This is a genomic window from Sphingomonas sp. GC_Shp_3, from assembly GCF_026540945.1.
GTDB lineage: Bacteria > Pseudomonadota > Alphaproteobacteria > Sphingomonadales > Sphingomonadaceae > Sphingomonas.
The window spans coordinates 105,724-122,435 of record NZ_JALNUT010000007.1 but is presented as its reverse complement, the minus strand read 5'-3'; the positions used below and the strand labels follow the sequence as shown (position 1 = coordinate 122,435).

The following is a 16,712-nucleotide window of genomic DNA, read 5'->3' as shown; positions in this document are numbered from 1 at the left end:
TCGGCCTAGAAACGTAGGAGAGATGCATTGGCACGAGTAGCAATCGTCACGGGTGGAACGCGCGGTATCGGCGAGGCGATCAGCCTCGCGTTGAAGGACGCTGGCGTCACCGTCGCCGCCACCTATGCCGGCAATGACGAGCGCGCGCGCGAGTTCACCGAGCGGACCGGTATCAAGGCGTACAAGTGGGACGTGGCGGATCATCAGGCCTGTCTCGACGGGTGTGCCAAGGTGGCGGAGGAGCTTGGCCCGATCGATATCGTCGTCAACAACGCCGGCATCACCCGCGACGGCACCATGCTCAAGATGACCTACGAGATGTGGAAAGAGGTGATGGACACCAACCTCGGCGGGTGTTTCAACATGGCCAAGGCGACCTTCCCCGGCATGCGCGAACGCAAGTGGGGACGGATTGTCAACATCGGCTCGATCAACGGGCAGGCCGGCCAATATGGTCAGGTCAACTACGCTGCCGCCAAGTCGGGCATCCACGGCTTCACCAAGGCGCTGTCGCAGGAAGGCGCGCGCGCCGGCGTGACCGTCAACGCGATCGCACCAGGCTATATCGACACCGACATGGTGGCGGCGGTACCGGCCGACGTGCTGGAGAAGATCGTCGCCAAGATCCCGGTCGGTCGTCTTGGTCAGGCGCACGAGATCGCGCGCGGCGTGGTGTTCCTGTGTTCAGAAGACGGTGGCTTCGTGACCGGTTCGACGCTGAGTATCAACGGTGGACAACACATGTACTGACGATCGAAGGCACGGCGGCCAGCCGCCGTGCCGCGCGCTCTGAGCGAGTTGGCCTGCGCGGCCCGCAGCTCGGCATCGCCATGCTAGCCAAGGCGCACGCGCTACCCGACGCAGCTCGCAATAATGGCTGCCAACGGGTCTGCTGTCGCGGCTTCGATCAACGACAAGAGGGTTGGTGTCTTTCGACACCAACCCTCCGCTTCGCCCCGATACGCCACACGGGGGAAGATGCTAGACCGTTTTGCGGGAGAATTTCTTCCGCGTGCCAGATCGAAAGTCAGCGGCAGGAACGCGGATTGTCCGACCGATCGATCGCGCGTCCGGTCAAGGCGCCTGCACCCGCGCCCAGCACCGTACCGACGCCGCGATCACCACGCCCGGCCACCGAATTGCCGAGCAAACCGCCGGCTATGGCACCAAGGATGGTCCCGGTCGCGCTGCTGCACCGATTGGGGCGATACCGACGACGATCGTAGCCGCGATCCTCATAGCCACGTCGGGCGTACCCACGCCGATCATAGCCACGGTCGTACCCGCGTCCACGATACCCGTCGCGATCCGCATGATCGTAGCGAGCACCGTCGGAATATTGCGCCGATGCCGGAGCCGCGGCGATGCCGCCCGCCGACAACACGAGAGCGGCAGCGGCGAGCGAGGCTTTGTTGATCATCGTGGCGTCTCCCGTAAACTCGTCCAAACGTTGCTTGCGACTATTCGGAAGCGACTAGGTTCCGAAGAGTCGACGGCGCAACATCTGTTGGTGGTGTTATGGGCGAAGCGCGTTGAGCGCAGACTGAACGGGCCCGTTATCCCCCGTTCATCACAATCCTGTGCTTCAAAGCATTGCGCGCTGCCGCGTCATGGCTCACGGCAGCGTCGATGCGTGTGTTTGCTGCCTGTCTGCTGGCGCTTTTCTTTACCCCGGACTGGGTTGGAGAGCCACGTTTGCCGCTGATGGGGCGCGATGCCGTCATCCACGCCGCGCCGGTGTCGCTCGACGCGCAACATCCCGAGCGGAACCGCGTCGGTGCGCTGGAATGGCTTGGCGGGGTGCGGTTGACCAGCCCGGACGCGGCGTTCGGCGGTTTCTCATCGCTACACGTCGCCTCCGGTCGTCGCATTACGCTGCTGAGCGATGGCGGCAATATCGTGCAGTTCACGCTTGGCGACGATTGGCGGCCACGGCACATAGCGTTTGGCGATCTGCCGGCTGGACCAGGGACGGGGTGGTCCAAAGTCGATCGTGACAGCGAGTCCATGAGCGTGGATCCCAAGGACGGCAGCGTCGTGGCGGGGTTCGAGACCAGCAACATGCTGTGGCGCTACACGCCCGATCTGCGTCACGCGCTTGGGTCGGTCGCGCCGCGTGCGATGGCGGCGTGGCCGGCGAACGAAGGCGCGGAGAGCTTCACGTTTCTGCCTCTCGCGCGGTGGGGTGGTGGCGCGATCACGATCGGCGAGCAGGACCCGTGGCCGAAGGGTAAGGGCCGTGCGGCGATTCGCTTCACCGGCAATCCGGTAACGCAGCCGAATCGCGGCTTTCGCTTCAGCTTCGTGCCGCCACCGCATTATGATCCGAGCGACGCGACGATCTTGCCGGATGGTCGGCTGATCGTGCTGACCCGGCGCTTCGAGCTGCCGTTCACGTTTTCGAGCAAGCTGGTGGTGATCGACCGCGCGGCGATTCGCCCGGGCGCGGTGGTGCATGGCCGCGAGATCGCCACGTTGGCGCCGCCGCTGATCCATGAGAATTTCGAGGGGATTGCCGCGACGCGCGAAGGCGGTCGGACGATCATCTGGCTGGTGTCGGACGACAACCAGTCGATTCTTCAGCGCAGTCTGCTGCTGAAGTTCAGGCTAGACGAGCCGGGCGCACCCAAAGGCGTTGCCCGGCCCTGACTGCTCTCAGGCCGCGACCTGCGTGCTGAGCTTCTTCGACACGTCACGCTTGAGGCGACGCGCGCGCAGCGACAGCTTGTCGTCGCTGGTCTTGACGAGCCAATTGTCGAGGCCGCCGACATGCTCGACCGAGCGGATGCCGTGCGTCGAGACGCGCAGCTTCACGCTGGTGCCGAGCGCTTCCGACATCAACGTGACGTTCTGGAGGTTCGGCAGGAAGGTACGCTTGGTCTTGTTGTTGGCGTGGGAGACATTGTTCCCCACCATCCGGCCCTTGCCGGTCAGTTCGCAAATGCGCGACATGCTATAATCCTGAAAGCTGGGGTGATCCCGTGAAGGCGTGGGCGCATAACGGGGATGCCGGCGAAGGTCAACCGATTCACGCCATTGGCGCGGCAATGCAACGATCACGGACCCTTTGCGTTGGTTTCGGTAACGATTCGATTTCGCTCTGTGGGGAGAGACTGTATGCGGTTCCTGTTAGCTTTGGTCGGCATTGCCGCCGTGATCGTGATCGCGATGATCTCGCTTGGGCTGCTGTCGTTCCAGACTCGCCCCGGTACGCTGCCGAGCGTGCATGTCGATGCTGGCACTGCGCCCAGTGTTAAGGCCGATGTCGCGACACTCTCGGTCGGCACGGAGAACAAGGTGGTCGACGTGCCCACCGTCGGCACCACGCAAAAGACGATCGCCGTACCGACGCTACGCATGAACAAGCCGGCCGACCAGGCGAGCAACGCCAACGCGCAATAAGCCGCTGGACAGCGCAGCCAGCCACGGCTTTGGGGTCGGTATGTTTCCGATCCCCCTGCCGATGCGGGTCGCGCTCGACGCCGCAGCCGCTGCCGCCGCGCGCGAGGAGGTGCCGGTCGGTGCGGTGATCGTCCGCCGGGGCGAGATTATCGCGACGTCGGCCAACGCGCCCCGCGGTCGCCACGACCCTACCGCCCATGCCGAGATGCTGGCGATCCGCGCGGCCGCTGGGGTGATCGGTGACGATCGTCTGACCGACTGCGACCTGTGGGTCACGCTGGAGCCATGCGCGATGTGTGCGGGTGCGATCGCCCATGCGCGGATCGGGCGGCTGTATTACGGTGCTGGCGACCCCAAGGGCGGGGCGATCGAACACGGCCCACGCTTGTTCACACAAACGACGATCCACCATCGCCCCGAAATCTATCCCGGCATTGCGGAAGGCGAATCGGCAGCCCTGTTGCGCACCTTTTTCGCATCCCGCCGGTAGCGGCGACGTAGCAGCCCGCCGGTTTGGCGGATTGCTACGCCAAGCGCACGTCGTTCTCAGCGCAGATCGCTCTCGGGAATCGGTACGATCTTGATCTCCACCCGCCGATTCGCCGCGCGGCCCGCTTCGGTATCGTTGGCGGCGATCGGTTGCGTCTTGCCGTAACCGCGCGTGGCGATGCGCGCGCCCTGCACCCCGCGCGAGACGAGGTAGTCCGCCACGGCGACCGCGCGCCGTTCCGACAGTGCCTGGTTGTACTGGTCCGATCCGACCGAGTCGGTATGGCCGTACACGTCGATATAGGTACGGTCATACTGCCCGAGCACGCGCGCCACGTCGTCAAGCGTATGCTGGAATGCCGGCGCGACGGTGTCGCTGTTATAGGCGAAGTTGATGCCTGATGGGATCGACAGGATCAGATCGTCGCCCTGCCGAACCACGCGAACCTCGGTGCCGGCGGTGCGGTCGCGCAGGTCGCGCTCCTGCTTGTCCATGTACGATCCGATCGCAGCCCCGGCGAGGCCGCCGATGCCCGCGCCGGCGATCTTGGCGGTGCGATCATGCCGGCCGCCAACCAGATCGCCGAGCAGATAGCCGCCGAGCGCCCCGCCGATGCCGCCGATCGCGGTGTTCGACAGATGCCGCCGGCCGGTGTCCGGATCGGTGACGCACGCCGTCGTGGCGAGCAGCGCGGCCAGCGTGGCAGCACCCGTGAGCTTGCGGAATGCGCGCATGATCTTTCCCTTTTTCTAAATAACTCTCGCCATCAAACCCGCTCGGGCGCGAAGCTGTTCCACCTCCGAACCGAATCGGCATGCGGATCGTTGTTGTTAAGCATCGCAATGTGCGCCAAAGCGTTGGCGGCGCCATGCACCCGCTCTCTCCCTTTCCCTGGATCGACGTCGCGATCATCGTCGCGCTGATCTTCCTCAACGGCCTGTTCGCCATGTCGGAACTGGCGATCGTGTCCGCGCGCCGTGCGCGGCTGGAGGCGATGGTGCGCGCCAAGGTGCGCGGCGCCGATACCGCGATCGCGCTCGCCGCCGATCCCGGCAAGATCCTGTCGACCACGCAGATCGGCATCACGCTGATCGGTATCCTCGCCGGCGCCTATTCGGGCGCGAGCCTCGGCGCGCCGGTCGCGGCGCGGCTGCGCTGGCTGGGGCTGCCCGCGCAGACCACCGAGTCGTTCGGCTTTGCGCTGGTGATCGGCATCACCACCTACGCCTCGCTGGTGATCGGCGAACTGGTGCCAAAGCAGATCGCGCTGCGCGCGCCCGAGCGGATCGCGGCGGTGGCGGCGCGGCCGGTGCTGGTGCTCGCCTGGGCATGTGCGCCGGTGGTGTGGCTGCTCGATTCGTCTTCGGCGCTGCTGTTCCGGCTGATGCGGCTCGACCGCAAGACCGAGGAGCATGTCACCGCCGAGGAACTCCACCTGATCGTGGCGGAGGCGAGCAAGTCGGGCGTGATCGAGGAGCATGAGCGTTCGATCATCTCGGGCGTCGTCCGCCTCGCCGACCGGCCGGTGCGCGAGGTGATGACGCCGCGCACCGATGTCGAGTGGATCGACGCGACGCTGGACGAGGCGGGCGTTCGGACCGCGCTGATGGTCGCCTCGCACAGCCGGCTGCCGGTGGCGGAGGGTTCGGTCGACAAGGTAATCGGCGTGGTGCAGGCGCGCGACGTGGCAATCGCGCTGTTTCGCGGTGAACCGCTCGATCTGCGTGCGCTGATGCGGGCGGCACCCGTGGTGCTCGACCAGATCGACGCGATGGACGCGCTCGATGCACTCCGCCAGGCCGAAGTGCCGATGGCGCTGATCCACGACGAATATGGGCATTTCGAGGGGATCGTCACGCCCGCCGATCTGCTCGCCGCGATTGCCGGCGAGTTCGCTTCGGATGCCGACCCCGACGATGCGCCTTCGGTCGTGGAGCGCGACGATGGCTCGCTGCTGGTGGCTGGCAACATGGCGGCGGACGCGCTGGCCGAGCGGTTGTGCATCGACCTGCCCGAAGATCGCGACTATGCTACGGTCGCCGGTCTGGCGCTCGCCAAGTTCCGCCATCTGCCTGGCGAGGGCGAACATTTCCTCGAACAGGGTTGGAAGTTCGAAGTGGTCGATCTCGACGGCCGGCGCATCGACAAGTTGCTGGTCAGCCGCGGCTGACGGGTCACCCCAGCAAAGCCTCACCCGGGTAAGGCTTGCGGTGCATCCGTTTGGCGAGCGCGCCGCCAAGCATCGGCAGCACGATCGCACACACTTTCATCCATACCGGGTGCGGCAGCGTGGCTACGCTTACGACAGCCGAAGCGACCACGGCAATCACCACCGCCCATCCGACCCGGCGCCTATCGCAGACCCGCAGGCCGAACCATGCGCCACCAAACGCCCCGGCAAGCCAGCCGAACACGGTAAGCAGCTTGGCAGCGAGGGGCATGTCGTGGACGACATCGGACAACGTTGCTGCATCGGCAGAATCTAGGATCGGGAGCGGGTAGAGCGCAGACGTTACCTGTTCGACGGCGTCGATGATCAGCAGCGCCGCGAGCACGCCGAATACGATCCCCAACAAGGTGCGCATGTGATCTCCGCCGCGTCCCGATGACGCGGCGTTATAGTATCCGATCAGCCGCGTGCGTGGGTGCTGCGGTTTTGCGCGAGGCGCGCGCCTTTCGCCTGGCAACTTGCGGAGACGACCGGGAAATCGAGATCGCTGTTGCGGGCGAGCGCGGCGGGCATCGCTGCCTGACACTGTTCAATCGAACGATATTGCGCGGTTTCGAGCCGTGCCTGTGCGCACTGCGCACTGCCATCGCCGCAACCCATGATCGCCATGACGTAAAAGAGCGGTTCCATGATCGTTTCCGTCTTAGCCTCGGGGTCGGACACGCTGGTCCGGTATGCCAGGTAAAATCGATGAGCCGGTGCACTAGTTCCATGAACGCTTCCGATTCCGCTTGACTGTCCCTACATCCGCTCTCGATGCCACCCGAAACTTTCAGCTCCGACACGCCCGAGCGGGCGTTGCTGCCGACGCTGCGGCGCTTCCTCCCGTATCTCTGGCCCGCCGATGCGCCGGCGCTGCGGATGCGGATCGTCGGTGCGATGCTGCTGGTGATCGTCTCGAAGCTGGTACAGGTCTATGGCGCGCCGTTTGCGTTGCAGGGCGCGATCGACGGGATGGCCGGGCACGCGCCCGCGCCGGACCTGACGCAGCTCGTGGGGCTGATGGTGATCGGCTACGCCGCCGCACGATTCGGATCGGTGGTGTTCGACAATCTGCGCAATGCGGTGTTTGAACGCGTCGGACAGGACGCGACGCGGCGGCTGGCGGCGACGGTGTTCCGTCACCTGCACCAGCTTTCGCTGCGGTTTCATCTCGAACGCCGCACCGGTGCCGTCACCAAGGTGGTCGAGCGTGGCACCAAGAGCATCGATACCATGCTCTACTTCCTGTTGTTCAACATCGCGCCGACGGTGTTCGAGCTCGCGTTGGTGCTCGGCATTTTTTGGGTGAAGTTCGGCGTGTGGCTGGTGGTCGGCACGGTGGTGATGGTCGGCGTTTACATCTGGTTCACGCGGGTCGTCACCGATTGGCGATCGGCGCTGCGCACGCGGATGAACGATCTCGATACCGGGGCGGTCGCGCACGCGGTCGATTCGCTGCTCAACTTCGAAACGGTGAAGTATTTCGGTGCGGAGGAGCGCGAGGCCAGGCGCTACGATCGGGCAATGACGCTCTATGCCAATGCGGCGGTGTCGTCGGAAAACTCGCTGGCGTGGCTCAACATCGGCCAGTCGGCGATCACCAACCTGATGATGGCGGGCGGCATGCTGCTCGTCGTGATCGGCTGGAGTCAGGGGCGCTTTACCGCCGGCAACGTTGTGCTGGTGTCCACCCTGCTTAGCCAGTTGTTCCGCCCGCTCGATCTCCTCGGCATGGTGTACCGCACGATCCGGCAAGGCGTGATCGACATGGGCGCAATGTTCGATCTGGTCGATACCGCATCCGAAGTGACCGACGCGCCCGGCGCACGGCCGCTTGCCGTCGCGCGTGGACATATCCGTTTCGAGGACGTGCGTTTCGGGTATGATGACGGTCAGCCGATCCTGAAAGGCGTAGATCTCGATATCCCGGCGGGCGCGACGCTGGCGGTGGTTGGCCCGTCGGGTGCGGGCAAGTCCACGCTCGCGCGGCTGATGTACCGGTTCTACGATCTGACCGGCGGCCGCATCACCATCGATGGGCAGGATATCGCCGGCGTTTCGCAGGCAAGCCTACGCTCCGCGATCGGGATCGTGCCGCAGGATACCGTGCTGTTCAACGACACGATCGGCTATAATATCGCTTATGGCCGCGAGGGCGCGGACGAGGCCGAGATCCATGCGGCGGCGCGGGGCGCGGCGATCGCCGGCTTCATCGAACGCCAGCCGCAGGGCTATGATACGCGAGTCGGCGAACGCGGACTGAAACTGTCGGGTGGCGAGAAGCAGCGCGTCGCGATCGCCCGCACGCTGCTCAAGAACCCGCCGATCCTGATCCTCGACGAAGCGACGTCCGCGCTCGACAGCCGGACCGAGGGCGAGATCCTTGGCACGCTGCAGGCGATCGAGCAGGGCCGCACCACCATCGTCATCGCGCACCGCCTGTCGACCGTTGTCCACGCCGACGAGATCGTCGTGCTGGAAGCGGGCGAGGTGAAGGAACGCGGCACCCACGCCGAACTGCTTCGGCAGGACGGTCTGTATGCGGAAATGTGGAACCGACAGGCGCAGGAGCGCGCGGAGGAATCCCTCGCGGCGGAATGAGTCGTCAGGCGACTAGGCTGCGATACTCCGGGTGCCGTTCGATATAGGCGCGTACGAAGGGGCATTGCGGCACCACCTTCAGCCCGCGGTCGCGCGCTGAATCGAGCGCGGCCTTGATGAGCTTCGATCCGACGCCGCGCCCCTCGATCGCGGGAGGAACGACGGTGTGGGTGAACACGATCGTGTCGCCCTCCATCTGATAGGCGGCGACGGCGCGGTGGCCGCCAACGACCAGTTCGAATTCATATTCGGCGCGATTGTCGGTAACGTCTGGCATGGCCGGCGTGTCGCACAAACGTGCCTCGACCGACAAGATGCCGCGTCAGGCAGCGGCGGCTTTGGCTTCGATCCGCGCGCGTGCCGACAGGAACGGCCCCCGCGGATCGCGCGGTGCCGCGAAGTGGCCGAAGCCGACCGCGCCGGGCATGTCGACATACACGCCCTCCATCCCGCCGCGCATCCGGTATGCCTCGTGCCAGAAACCGGCGCCGCCACTGTCGCGCAGGAAGTCGCGCCACCAGGTCGCGTGCGGCTCGCTACGGGTGAAGCGTTCGAGGCTGTCGTAATCGCGCCAATATTGCCGCATCCCGACGTGGGTGAGCGAGAAGAAGAACTGCTCGTGGTGAAGCAACCCGTCTGGCCGATCACGCTGGATCTCACCGAGACCACGCCCGATCCGCAGCATCGACAGCACCCCGCGCCAGCGCCGGATGCGGAACCCCAGCATCACCACCACCAGATCCGGCGTGGCGGACAGATCGATCGATTCGCGTTTGACCGGCTTTTGCATGGTGTGGCTCCGATGTGTATGCCGTAAACATAAGATAGAAAGTGTACGATGTAAACATGGCAGAGACGTATCATCATGGCGCGCTGCGCGAGGCGCTGGTCACGGCCGCGCTGGGGCTGCTCGACGGCGGCGACACCGCGCCAAGCCTGCGCGAAGTCGCCCGTGCGGCAGGCGTGTCGGCGATGGCACCGTACCGGCATTTCGCCGATCGCGGCGCGCTGCTGCGGGCGGTTGCGGAACGCGGCTTCGCGCAACTGCGGGAGGTGCTGCTCGTCGCCGATGCCGCAGAAAATGCGCGCGCGGCGTTGATCGCGCAGGGCCGCGCCTATGTCGATTTCGCGCGCGCGCATCCGGCGTTGTTCCGGCTGATGTTCTCGGGCGAGAAGACCGGCGGCATGCCGGAGGGCGAAACCGCCTACACTGTGCTTGCCCGCCGCGTTGCCGGGATCGCGCCCCGACGCGCCGAGGTTGCCACGCTCGCGGCATGGGGGCTGGTGCACGGCCTCGCCACCCTGTTGCTGGATACGCGGGTCGGCACGCTGCCGCCGAGCGCGGTCGACGCGGCGCTCGACCTGTTGGTCGACGGCATGGCCGCGCAAGGCTCGACAGCGGCGGGGTAATCCGCGTAACCGGGCCTCGTGATCGACCCGCTTCCGATATTGCAGGATACGTTCGGCTTCCCCGGTTTCCGCGGCGTGCAGAAACAGGTGGTGAGCCGCGTGCTCGCCGCCGAAAATACGCTGGCAGTGATGCCGACCGGCGCGGGCAAGTCGTTGTGCTACCAGCTTCCCGCCGTCGCGCTGGAGGGGACGTGTATCGTCGTCTCACCGCTGATCGCGCTGATGCACGACCAGTTGCGTGCGGCCACCGCGATTGGCATCCGCGCCGCCACGCTCACCTCGGTCGATACCGATCAGATGGAGACGATCGCCCGCTTCCGGCGCGGCGAGCTCGATCTGCTGTACGTCGCGCCCGAGCGCGCCTCCAACGAGTCGTTCCGCAACCTGATCGGCCAGTCGCCGCTTGCCCTGTTCGCGATCGACGAGGCGCATTGCGTGTCGGAATGGGGGCATGATTTCCGGCCCGACTACCGGCTGCTGCGCACGATGCTTGATGCGTTCCCGCACGTGCCGCGCCTCGCGCTGACCGCGACCGCCGACGCGCACACCCGCGCCGACATCCTCGAACAGCTCGGTATTCCGCACGACGGGATGATCGTGGCGGGGTTCGACCGGCCCAACATCCAGTACCGGATCAGCCCGAAGGACAATATCACCCGCCAGATCGCCGACATCGTCGCCGAACAGCCGGGGCCGGGCATCGTCTACGCGCAAACCCGCAAGGGCGTGGAACAGCTCGCCGAGCGGCTGGCGGCGACCGGGCGCAAGGTGCGGCCCTATCACGCCGGGCTCGATCCGCATGTGCGAGCGCGTAACCAGGCCGATTTCGTGGCGAGCGAGGACATGGTGATCGTCGCCACCGTTGCGTTCGGCATGGGCATCGACAAGCCCGACGTGCGCTTCGTTGCCCACGCCGGCCTGCCCAAGTCGATCGAGGGATATTACCAGGAGACCGGCCGCGCCGGGCGCGACGGTGATCCGTCGATCGCGCATCTGTTCTGGGGGGCGGAGGACTTCGTCAAAGCGCGCCAGCGCATCGCCGAGGTCGAGCCGCACCGCCAGCCCGGCGAGCGTGCCCGCCTTACGGCTCTGGGTGCACTGGTCGAAACGCCGACCTGCCGCCGCCAGATCCTGCTGCGCCATTTCGGCGATCCCGCGCCGGACAATTGCGGTAACTGCGACAATTGCCTCAGCCCGCCGGGTGCGATCGATGCGACGGAGGTGGCGAGGAAATTCCTCTCCGCGGTGTTTCGCACGGGGCAAAGCTTTGGCGTCGGTTATATCGAAAGCATTCTGATCGGCCAGTCGACCGAGCGCAGCCTGATGAACGGGCACGAAGCACTCGGCGTCTTCGGTATCGCTTCCACCCCGGAGGAGGTCGCGCTCATCAAGCCGGTGAGCCGCGCGCTGCTGCTGCGCGATGCGCTCCGCGCCAACGATTTCGGCGGGCTGGAGTTCGGCCCTGGCGCGCGCGGTATCCTGAAGGGCGAGACTTCCGTCTCGTTGCTGGTTCCACCCAAGCGCGAACGCCGGCGGCGTGGCGGCGCGGCCGAGAACCCGGCGGGCGATCCGCTGTTCGAGGCGCTGCGCACGAGACGGCGCGAGCTGGCGGCGGCGGCAAGCGTGCCGCCCTATGTCATCTTCCACGATTCGGTGCTGCGCGAGATGGCGACGCTGAAACCGACCAGCCGCGCCGCGCTCGCCCACATCACCGGCATCGGCGCGCGCAAGCTGGAGACCTATGGCGACGCCTTTCTGGAGGTGTTACGCGGATGAACGAGAGGACTGCCATGCTACGCAAAATTGACGACTCGATCTCGGTCGCCCCGCAGATCACGCCGGAGCAAGTCGCGGAAATCGCCGCCGCCGGCTTCGTCGGCATCGTCAACAACCGCCCCGATGGCGAGGATGCCGGTCAGCCCGAAGGTGCCGCGATTCGCGCGGCGGCGGAGGCGGCGGGCCTGAGCTACACCGAGATCCCGGTCACGCAGGCAGGCTTTTCGCACCCGCAGATCGACGCGATGGTGACGGCACTCGAAGGCGCGGGCGGGCCGGTGCTGGCCTATTGTCGTTCGGGTACGCGGTCCTGCAACCTGTGGGCACTGGCGCAGGCCAAGCAGGGCCGCGATCCCGACGTGCTGATCGCCAAGGGACGCGAGGCGGGGTACGACCTGAACGGGTTGCGTCCGCTGCTTGAGGCACTGTCCGGTCGGGCATGATGCACTTGCCGCTCGATCTGCGCTGGTATCAGCTGATCGCGGGCGTGATCGCGCTGGTCGGGATCGGCCTGTTCGCGCGCAAGCTGCGGCGCGACGACAGCAAGATCACCAGCATCGACAAGGCGCGCGAGCAGGCGGAGGAGCGGCTTGCCGGCTTCATCGGCCGCGCCGGGCTGGTGAGCGGCGATGGCGGTGCGGCGGTGGTCGCGGGCAACGGCACGATCGCGGTGCTGCGTAGACAGGGTATCCGCGTCGACGCGCGTCGTCTGGTTGCCCCGCTGTCGCTCAGCACGTCGGTGGAGGGCGTCCGGATCGATACGGGCGAAAGCGTGCTCGGCAGCGTGACGTTGTTCGGCGTGCTGGAGGCCGACGTGCGCCGTATCGAGGCGATCGCGCAGGCCGGCAATGTCGTCGACATCCGACAGTTCCGCGCGAACTGAGCACGCCACTCAAGCTGAACGAACGTTGCACGACCGGTTCAGGACCGGTTCGGACGCGAATCGGTAAACCGTCTTCATCACCTGGAAGGAGACGTACGATGTTGAAGCAAAAGTTCGCCGCCGCTGCCCTCGCCGCCGCAGCGATCATGCCGATGGCCGTCGCGGCACCGGCACAGGCCCAGCGCTATGGTTATGATAATCGCGCTCAGTATCAGCGCAGCTATGACGACGGGCGCGGGTACAGCAATTATAACCGCGGCTACCGCGGTGACTACAGCCGCAGCTACCGTGGCAACGATCGCCGCTATTATCAGGATTGCCGCCGTTCCAGCGGCACCACCGGCCTGATCGCCGGCGGCGCGGGCGGGGCGGTGCTCGGCTCGGTGCTCGGCGGCGGTACGCTTGGCACGATCCTTGGCGCGGTCGGCGGTGGCCTGCTCGGCAAGAACCTCGACCAGAACCACGATCGTTCGCAGAACTACCGCAACGGTTGCTGATCCAGATGCGCAGGGCCGGTCACACGACCGGCCCTGTTATTTGCGTTTGCCGATCTGAAGCGCGCCGACGCAACTTGCCCGATCGATCGGACTGCCATCGGCCTGCCGCGCGTCGACATAACTGACGACCGGCTGGCCTTTGCCGTTGGGGTAGAGATAGGCATCCAGCACGCACGTCGCATTGCCATATTGCAGCTTCTGCGCGGTGCCTTCGCGCACATCGGCGATCGGCGCGCCGAACATCTGCGTCAGCGTCGGCCCGGTCTGCCCCATCACCCGCTCCAGCATCGGCCCGCCACGTGGCACCGGTACGAAGCTTGCCGGTCGGGCGGTCGGCGCTCCCGTGGCGGCGCAGCCGCCCAGCGTCGCCAGCCCCAGCAGAGTCGTAAGTTTTGGGGCGGTCCGTTTCATGCTTTCCTCCCGTGGAACAGATGCGTCGCCATTGCCGCGCCCAGCACGGGTGCTGCAAGGTTGAGGATCGGAACCATGAACAGCCCGGTGCCCGCAACCCCCAGCGTGAAGCGCTGCCACGCGGTCGCCTTGCGCCAGCCACGCATCGCCGCAGCGGGCAGGTGCCGCGCCGCCACCATCTCGGCGAGATCGCGCCCGAGCAGCCAGCCGTTGACGACGACGAACAGCGCGACTGTGCCCACCCCGGTCACCAGCAGCATGATGTAGAGCGGCAGGACCACCACGTTGACGAGGATCGCGCGCGCTGCCGACGCGAGCCCCATCAGCGCCGCCCGTCCCATGCCGACATGTCGCGCCTCCGCCAGCGCCTGCGGGTAATGCTTGCGCTCGACCGCGACGACGATCTCCTCGACGAACAGCATCAGCACGCCGACCGCGATCGCGCGAAACAGCAGCCACCCGGCCGCGAACACCGCCACCAGCGCGGCGAACCCGGCGAGTGCCGACAGCCACCCGTCCGCCCCTTGCGTCGCCGCCAGCCCCTGCGCCCACCACCACGCACCGCCGCCGAGCAGGATGAACAGCGCAAAGGTGATCGCCAGCGACTTTGCGAACACGATCAGGAAGGCGCGATCGCCGAACTGGCCGATCGACAGGAAGAAGGCGCGTAGCATCGCGCAACCGTTGCGGCGTGACGGCGGCCACGTCAACGCGGTTGCGTCACGTCGCGCGGCACCGTACCCGCCGAACTTTCAGTTTCCGCATGGAGAGAACCCTTGAGCGCCCCAACCTACGACGTCGTCGCGATCGGCAATGCCATCGTCGACGTGCTGGCCCAGTCCACCGACGCCTTCATCACCGAGGCCGGCATGAACAAGGGCTCGATGGCGCTGGTGTTCTCACCCGAGGAGGCCGACGCGCTCTACGCCAAGATGGGCCCGGGGATCGAGGCGAGCGGCGGTTCGGCGGCGAATACCGTCGCCGGCATTGCCGCGCTCGGCGGCAAGTGCGGCTTTATCGGTCAGGTCGCGAATGACGAACTCGGCCAGATCTTTGCGCACGATATCCGCTCGGTCGGGATCGACTTCACCACCGCCGCGCGCGATGGCGAGCCGACCACGGCGCGTTGCCTGATCTTCGTGACGCCGGATGGCCAGCGCACGATGAACACCTTCCTCGGCGCATCGCAGTTCCTGCCCGAAACCGCGCTCGACCGCGAGATGATCGCCGCCGGTGCGATCCTGTACCTCGAAGGGTATCTGTGGGACCCGGAGGAGCCGCGCGCCGCGATGCGTGCCGCCATCGAGATCGCGCGCAAAGCGGGCCGCAAGGTCGCCTTCACACTATCGGACACGTTCTGCATCGGCCGCCACGGTGGCGATTTCCGCGATCTGATGGCGAAGGGCCTGATCGACATCATGTTCGCCAACGAGGCCGAACTGCTCGCGCTGATGGACACGCAGGATTTCGAGGCAGCGGTATCGGCCGCCTCGGCGCAGGTGCCGACCCTGGTCGTCACGCGCGGCGCGGACGGTGCGATTGCAGTGTCGGCCGGGCAGCGCGTCAGCGTCGGCGCGGAGCCGATCGCGCGCGTGGTCGACACCACCGGCGCGGGCGATCTGTTCGCAGCCGGCTTCCTGCACGGACAGGCGCAGGGCATGGGGCTGGAGCGCTCGCTACGGCTCGGCGCGCTGTGCGCGGCGGAGATCATCTCGCATTACGGCGCGCGCGCGCAGACCGACCTGAAGGCGCTAACCACGCAAAAGCTGGGGTGAGCGCCGGGCGGGCGCTATATGTGGTCGTATGACGCGCCCGCCGGCTTCTTGCTTCCTCCCTCCGGCGTCCGCCGGGGGAGATAGAAGGTGGGGAGGCGTGCTGTGAAAGCGTTCGCCACCACCCTTCGCGGGCACATCACCGCGCGCACCATCGATGCTGTCGAATGCGTCGCCTCGGTGCTGCTCGCCATCCTCGTTGCGCATCTGCTCGGCGCGACCAACGTGTCCTGGGCGGCGTTCTCCGGCTACATGGTGATGCGCGGCCATGTCGGCGAAACGGTGCAGCGCGGTTTGCTGCGCATCGTCGGCACGCTCGTCGGTGGTGTGATGGCGCTCGCCGCGATTCCGCTGATCGCGCCGCACTGGCCGCTCGCCGCGCTTGGCATCTTCGCGGTCGGTACGGTGACGCTCTACCAAGCGATCACCGCGCGCCGCGCCTATGCGTGGCTGTTCGTCGGCCTCACCTTCGCGATGGTGCTGTTCGACAAGCTGCACGATCCCGAGATCCCGCTTGGTACCTTCGTGCAGACTCGCATCCTCGAAACCAGCGCCGGTACGCTCGCCTGCGTGGGCGTAAGCCTGATGTCGGCGGTGACGTTGCGTCGGCTGTGGCCGGGCGTGCGCAACGCCGCCACCGGCATCGACGGATGGAGTCGTCCTGCGGCGCGCCACGCCGTGCAGGGTGGCGTGGCGCTGGTGCTGCTGGTGGCGATCTCGGCATGGCTCGACGTGCCCGCGCTGTCCGGCGGCGCGATCACGATCATGGCGGTGATGCTGGTGCCGATCGCGGGGCTCGGCGCGAGCGGGTTCGTGCCGGTGAGCTGGCGGCTGTTCTACCGCTTCGTCGGTGGGCTGGCCGGGGCAGGGTTCGCCGCCGCATTCCTGTTCGCTGCGCACGGCAACGCGCCGATACTGATTTTCGGAACGATGATCGGTGTCGCGCTCGGCCGGCGGGTCGAGAACGGCGATCATGCCTACCGCTATGCCGGTACGCAATTCACGCTCGCGGTGCTGGTGACGCTGGTGCCGGACAGCTACGTGAGCGCTGCCATCGCGCCCGGGCTGGAGCGGCTGGTGGGGACTCTGGTGGGCATGGCGGTGATCGAGCCGGTGCTGCTCGCGTGGCATCTGCTCGCGCCTGCGCGCCGCGAGCGCGTCGAGACGGCACGCGGCGAGATCGGCGGAGTTTAGGCCGGAGCGAGATGCCCGCCACGGGCAAGCCCGTGGCGTCGGACGCGGCTTTGCCGCGCCGGCC

The 16,712-nt window shown here is 66.6% G+C and carries 22 protein-coding genes; 13 read left to right on the top strand and 9 right to left on the bottom strand.

Annotated features, from left to right (window positions below):
* Positions 1 to 27 precede the first annotated feature (27 nt).
* A complete protein-coding gene (gene phbB, locus OXR00_RS14215) occupies positions 28 to 750 on the top strand; it encodes an acetoacetyl-CoA reductase (RefSeq protein ID WP_242148148.1) in 723 nt (240 codons plus the stop codon).
* Between the two features lie 277 nt (positions 751 to 1,027).
* Here the strand turns inward: phbB and OXR00_RS14210 are convergent, their stop codons facing one another.
* Positions 1,028 to 1,420 carry a glycine zipper 2TM domain-containing protein gene (locus tag OXR00_RS14210; protein WP_242148146.1) on the bottom strand — a complete coding sequence of 131 codons (393 nt, stop codon included), beginning with the start codon at positions 1,418 to 1,420 and terminating at the stop codon, positions 1,028 to 1,030.
* A gap of 209 nt (positions 1,421 to 1,629) precedes the next feature.
* Here OXR00_RS14210 and OXR00_RS14205 point away from each other — a divergent pair, with 209 nt between their 5' ends.
* The gene (locus tag OXR00_RS14205; RefSeq protein ID WP_267388933.1) at positions 1,630 to 2,649 is read left to right on the top strand and encodes an esterase-like activity of phytase family protein; all 1,020 of its coding nucleotides are present in this window, start codon (positions 1,630 to 1,632) and stop codon (positions 2,647 to 2,649) included.
* A gap of 6 nt (positions 2,650 to 2,655) precedes the next feature.
* On the opposite strand, the gene rpmB is transcribed toward OXR00_RS14205, so the two are convergent.
* Positions 2,656 to 2,952 carry a 50S ribosomal protein L28 gene (gene rpmB, locus OXR00_RS14200; protein ID WP_242148141.1) on the bottom strand — a complete coding sequence of 99 codons (297 nt, stop codon included), beginning with the start codon at positions 2,950 to 2,952 and terminating at the stop codon, positions 2,656 to 2,658.
* A 165-nt stretch (positions 2,953 to 3,117) separates the two neighbouring features.
* Here rpmB and OXR00_RS14195 point away from each other — a divergent pair, with 165 nt between their 5' ends.
* Both OXR00_RS14195 and OXR00_RS14190 read left to right on the top strand, forming a co-directional pair.
* A complete protein-coding gene (locus tag OXR00_RS14195; RefSeq protein WP_242148139.1) occupies positions 3,118 to 3,402 on the top strand; it encodes a hypothetical protein in 285 nt (94 codons plus the stop codon).
* 61 nt (positions 3,403 to 3,463) lie between these two features.
* Complete coding sequence (locus tag OXR00_RS14190) at positions 3,464 to 3,892, top strand: nucleoside deaminase (RefSeq protein ID WP_267388982.1); 429 nt, start codon at positions 3,464 to 3,466, stop codon at positions 3,890 to 3,892.
* Positions 3,893 to 3,948: 56 nt separating this feature from the next.
* Here the strand turns inward: OXR00_RS14190 and OXR00_RS14185 are convergent, their stop codons facing one another.
* Positions 3,949 to 4,626 (bottom strand): OmpA family protein, encoded by a 678-nt coding sequence (locus tag OXR00_RS14185; protein ID WP_242148137.1) that lies wholly within the window; start codon positions 4,624 to 4,626, stop codon positions 3,949 to 3,951.
* Positions 4,627 to 4,760: 134 nt separating this feature from the next.
* Between OXR00_RS14185 and OXR00_RS14180 the strand changes: the two genes are divergently transcribed.
* Positions 4,761 to 6,062 (top strand): hemolysin family protein, encoded by a 1,302-nt coding sequence (locus tag OXR00_RS14180; protein WP_267388932.1) that lies wholly within the window; start codon positions 4,761 to 4,763, stop codon positions 6,060 to 6,062.
* Between the two features lie 4 nt (positions 6,063 to 6,066).
* Here OXR00_RS14180 and OXR00_RS14175 read toward each other — a convergent pair whose 3' ends face one another.
* Positions 6,067 to 6,477: a hypothetical protein gene (locus OXR00_RS14175; RefSeq protein WP_267388930.1), complete on the bottom strand. Its 411-nt coding sequence runs from the start codon at positions 6,475 to 6,477 to the stop codon at positions 6,067 to 6,069.
* 44 nt (positions 6,478 to 6,521) lie between these two features.
* On the bottom strand, positions 6,522 to 6,752 hold the full coding sequence (locus OXR00_RS14170; RefSeq protein ID WP_242148133.1) for a hypothetical protein: 231 nt from the start codon (positions 6,750 to 6,752) through the stop codon (positions 6,522 to 6,524).
* A 126-nt stretch (positions 6,753 to 6,878) separates the two neighbouring features.
* On the opposite strand from OXR00_RS14170, the gene OXR00_RS14165 reads away from it, so the two are divergent.
* On the top strand, positions 6,879 to 8,705 hold the full coding sequence (locus tag OXR00_RS14165; RefSeq protein ID WP_267388928.1) for an ABC transporter ATP-binding protein/permease: 1,827 nt from the start codon (positions 6,879 to 6,881) through the stop codon (positions 8,703 to 8,705).
* A 4-nt stretch (positions 8,706 to 8,709) separates the two neighbouring features.
* Here the strand turns inward: OXR00_RS14165 and OXR00_RS14160 are convergent, their stop codons facing one another.
* Positions 8,710 to 8,982 (bottom strand): GNAT family N-acetyltransferase, encoded by a 273-nt coding sequence (locus tag OXR00_RS14160; RefSeq protein WP_242148129.1) that lies wholly within the window; start codon positions 8,980 to 8,982, stop codon positions 8,710 to 8,712.
* Positions 8,983 to 9,027: 45 nt separating this feature from the next.
* Entirely contained in the window at positions 9,028 to 9,495 is a 468-nt protein-coding gene (locus tag OXR00_RS14155; protein ID WP_267388926.1) for a DUF4188 domain-containing protein, read from the bottom strand.
* Positions 9,496 to 9,551: 56 nt separating this feature from the next.
* On the opposite strand from OXR00_RS14155, the gene OXR00_RS14150 reads away from it, so the two are divergent.
* The 5 genes from OXR00_RS14150 (at position 9,552) to OXR00_RS14130 (ending at position 13,271) form a co-directional block, all read left to right on the top strand.
* A complete protein-coding gene (locus OXR00_RS14150; RefSeq protein WP_267388924.1) occupies positions 9,552 to 10,115 on the top strand; it encodes a TetR/AcrR family transcriptional regulator in 564 nt (187 codons plus the stop codon).
* An 18-nt stretch (positions 10,116 to 10,133) separates the two neighbouring features.
* On the top strand, positions 10,134 to 11,891 hold the full coding sequence (gene recQ / locus OXR00_RS14145; protein ID WP_267388922.1) for a DNA helicase RecQ: 1,758 nt from the start codon (positions 10,134 to 10,136) through the stop codon (positions 11,889 to 11,891).
* 14 nt (positions 11,892 to 11,905) lie between these two features.
* A complete protein-coding gene (locus OXR00_RS14140; RefSeq protein ID WP_267388921.1) occupies positions 11,906 to 12,334 on the top strand; it encodes a TIGR01244 family sulfur transferase in 429 nt (142 codons plus the stop codon).
* Positions 12,331 to 12,774 (top strand): hypothetical protein, encoded by a 444-nt coding sequence (locus OXR00_RS14135; protein ID WP_242148119.1) that lies wholly within the window; start codon positions 12,331 to 12,333, stop codon positions 12,772 to 12,774. The genes OXR00_RS14140 and OXR00_RS14135 overlap by 4 nt, the downstream gene beginning before the upstream one ends.
* A gap of 98 nt (positions 12,775 to 12,872) precedes the next feature.
* The gene (locus tag OXR00_RS14130; protein ID WP_242148117.1) at positions 12,873 to 13,271 is read left to right on the top strand and encodes a hypothetical protein; all 399 of its coding nucleotides are present in this window, start codon (positions 12,873 to 12,875) and stop codon (positions 13,269 to 13,271) included.
* 36 nt (positions 13,272 to 13,307) lie between these two features.
* On the opposite strand, the gene OXR00_RS14125 is transcribed toward OXR00_RS14130, so the two are convergent.
* Together OXR00_RS14125 and OXR00_RS14120 are read right to left on the bottom strand one after the other, a co-directional pair.
* Entirely contained in the window at positions 13,308 to 13,682 is a 375-nt protein-coding gene (locus OXR00_RS14125) for a hypothetical protein (RefSeq protein ID WP_242148115.1), read from the bottom strand.
* Complete coding sequence (locus OXR00_RS14120) at positions 13,679 to 14,356, bottom strand: EI24 domain-containing protein (protein WP_267388918.1); 678 nt, start codon at positions 14,354 to 14,356, stop codon at positions 13,679 to 13,681. Before OXR00_RS14120 ends, OXR00_RS14125 begins: the two co-directional genes overlap by 4 nt.
* A 102-nt stretch (positions 14,357 to 14,458) precedes the next feature.
* Between OXR00_RS14120 and OXR00_RS14115 the strand changes: the two genes are divergently transcribed.
* Entirely contained in the window at positions 14,459 to 15,457 is a 999-nt protein-coding gene (locus OXR00_RS14115) for an adenosine kinase (protein ID WP_267388916.1), read from the top strand.
* A gap of 102 nt (positions 15,458 to 15,559) precedes the next feature.
* The gene (locus OXR00_RS14110) at positions 15,560 to 16,648 is read left to right on the top strand and encodes an FUSC family protein (protein WP_267388914.1); all 1,089 of its coding nucleotides are present in this window, start codon (positions 15,560 to 15,562) and stop codon (positions 16,646 to 16,648) included.
* Positions 16,649 to 16,712 lie beyond the last annotated feature (64 nt).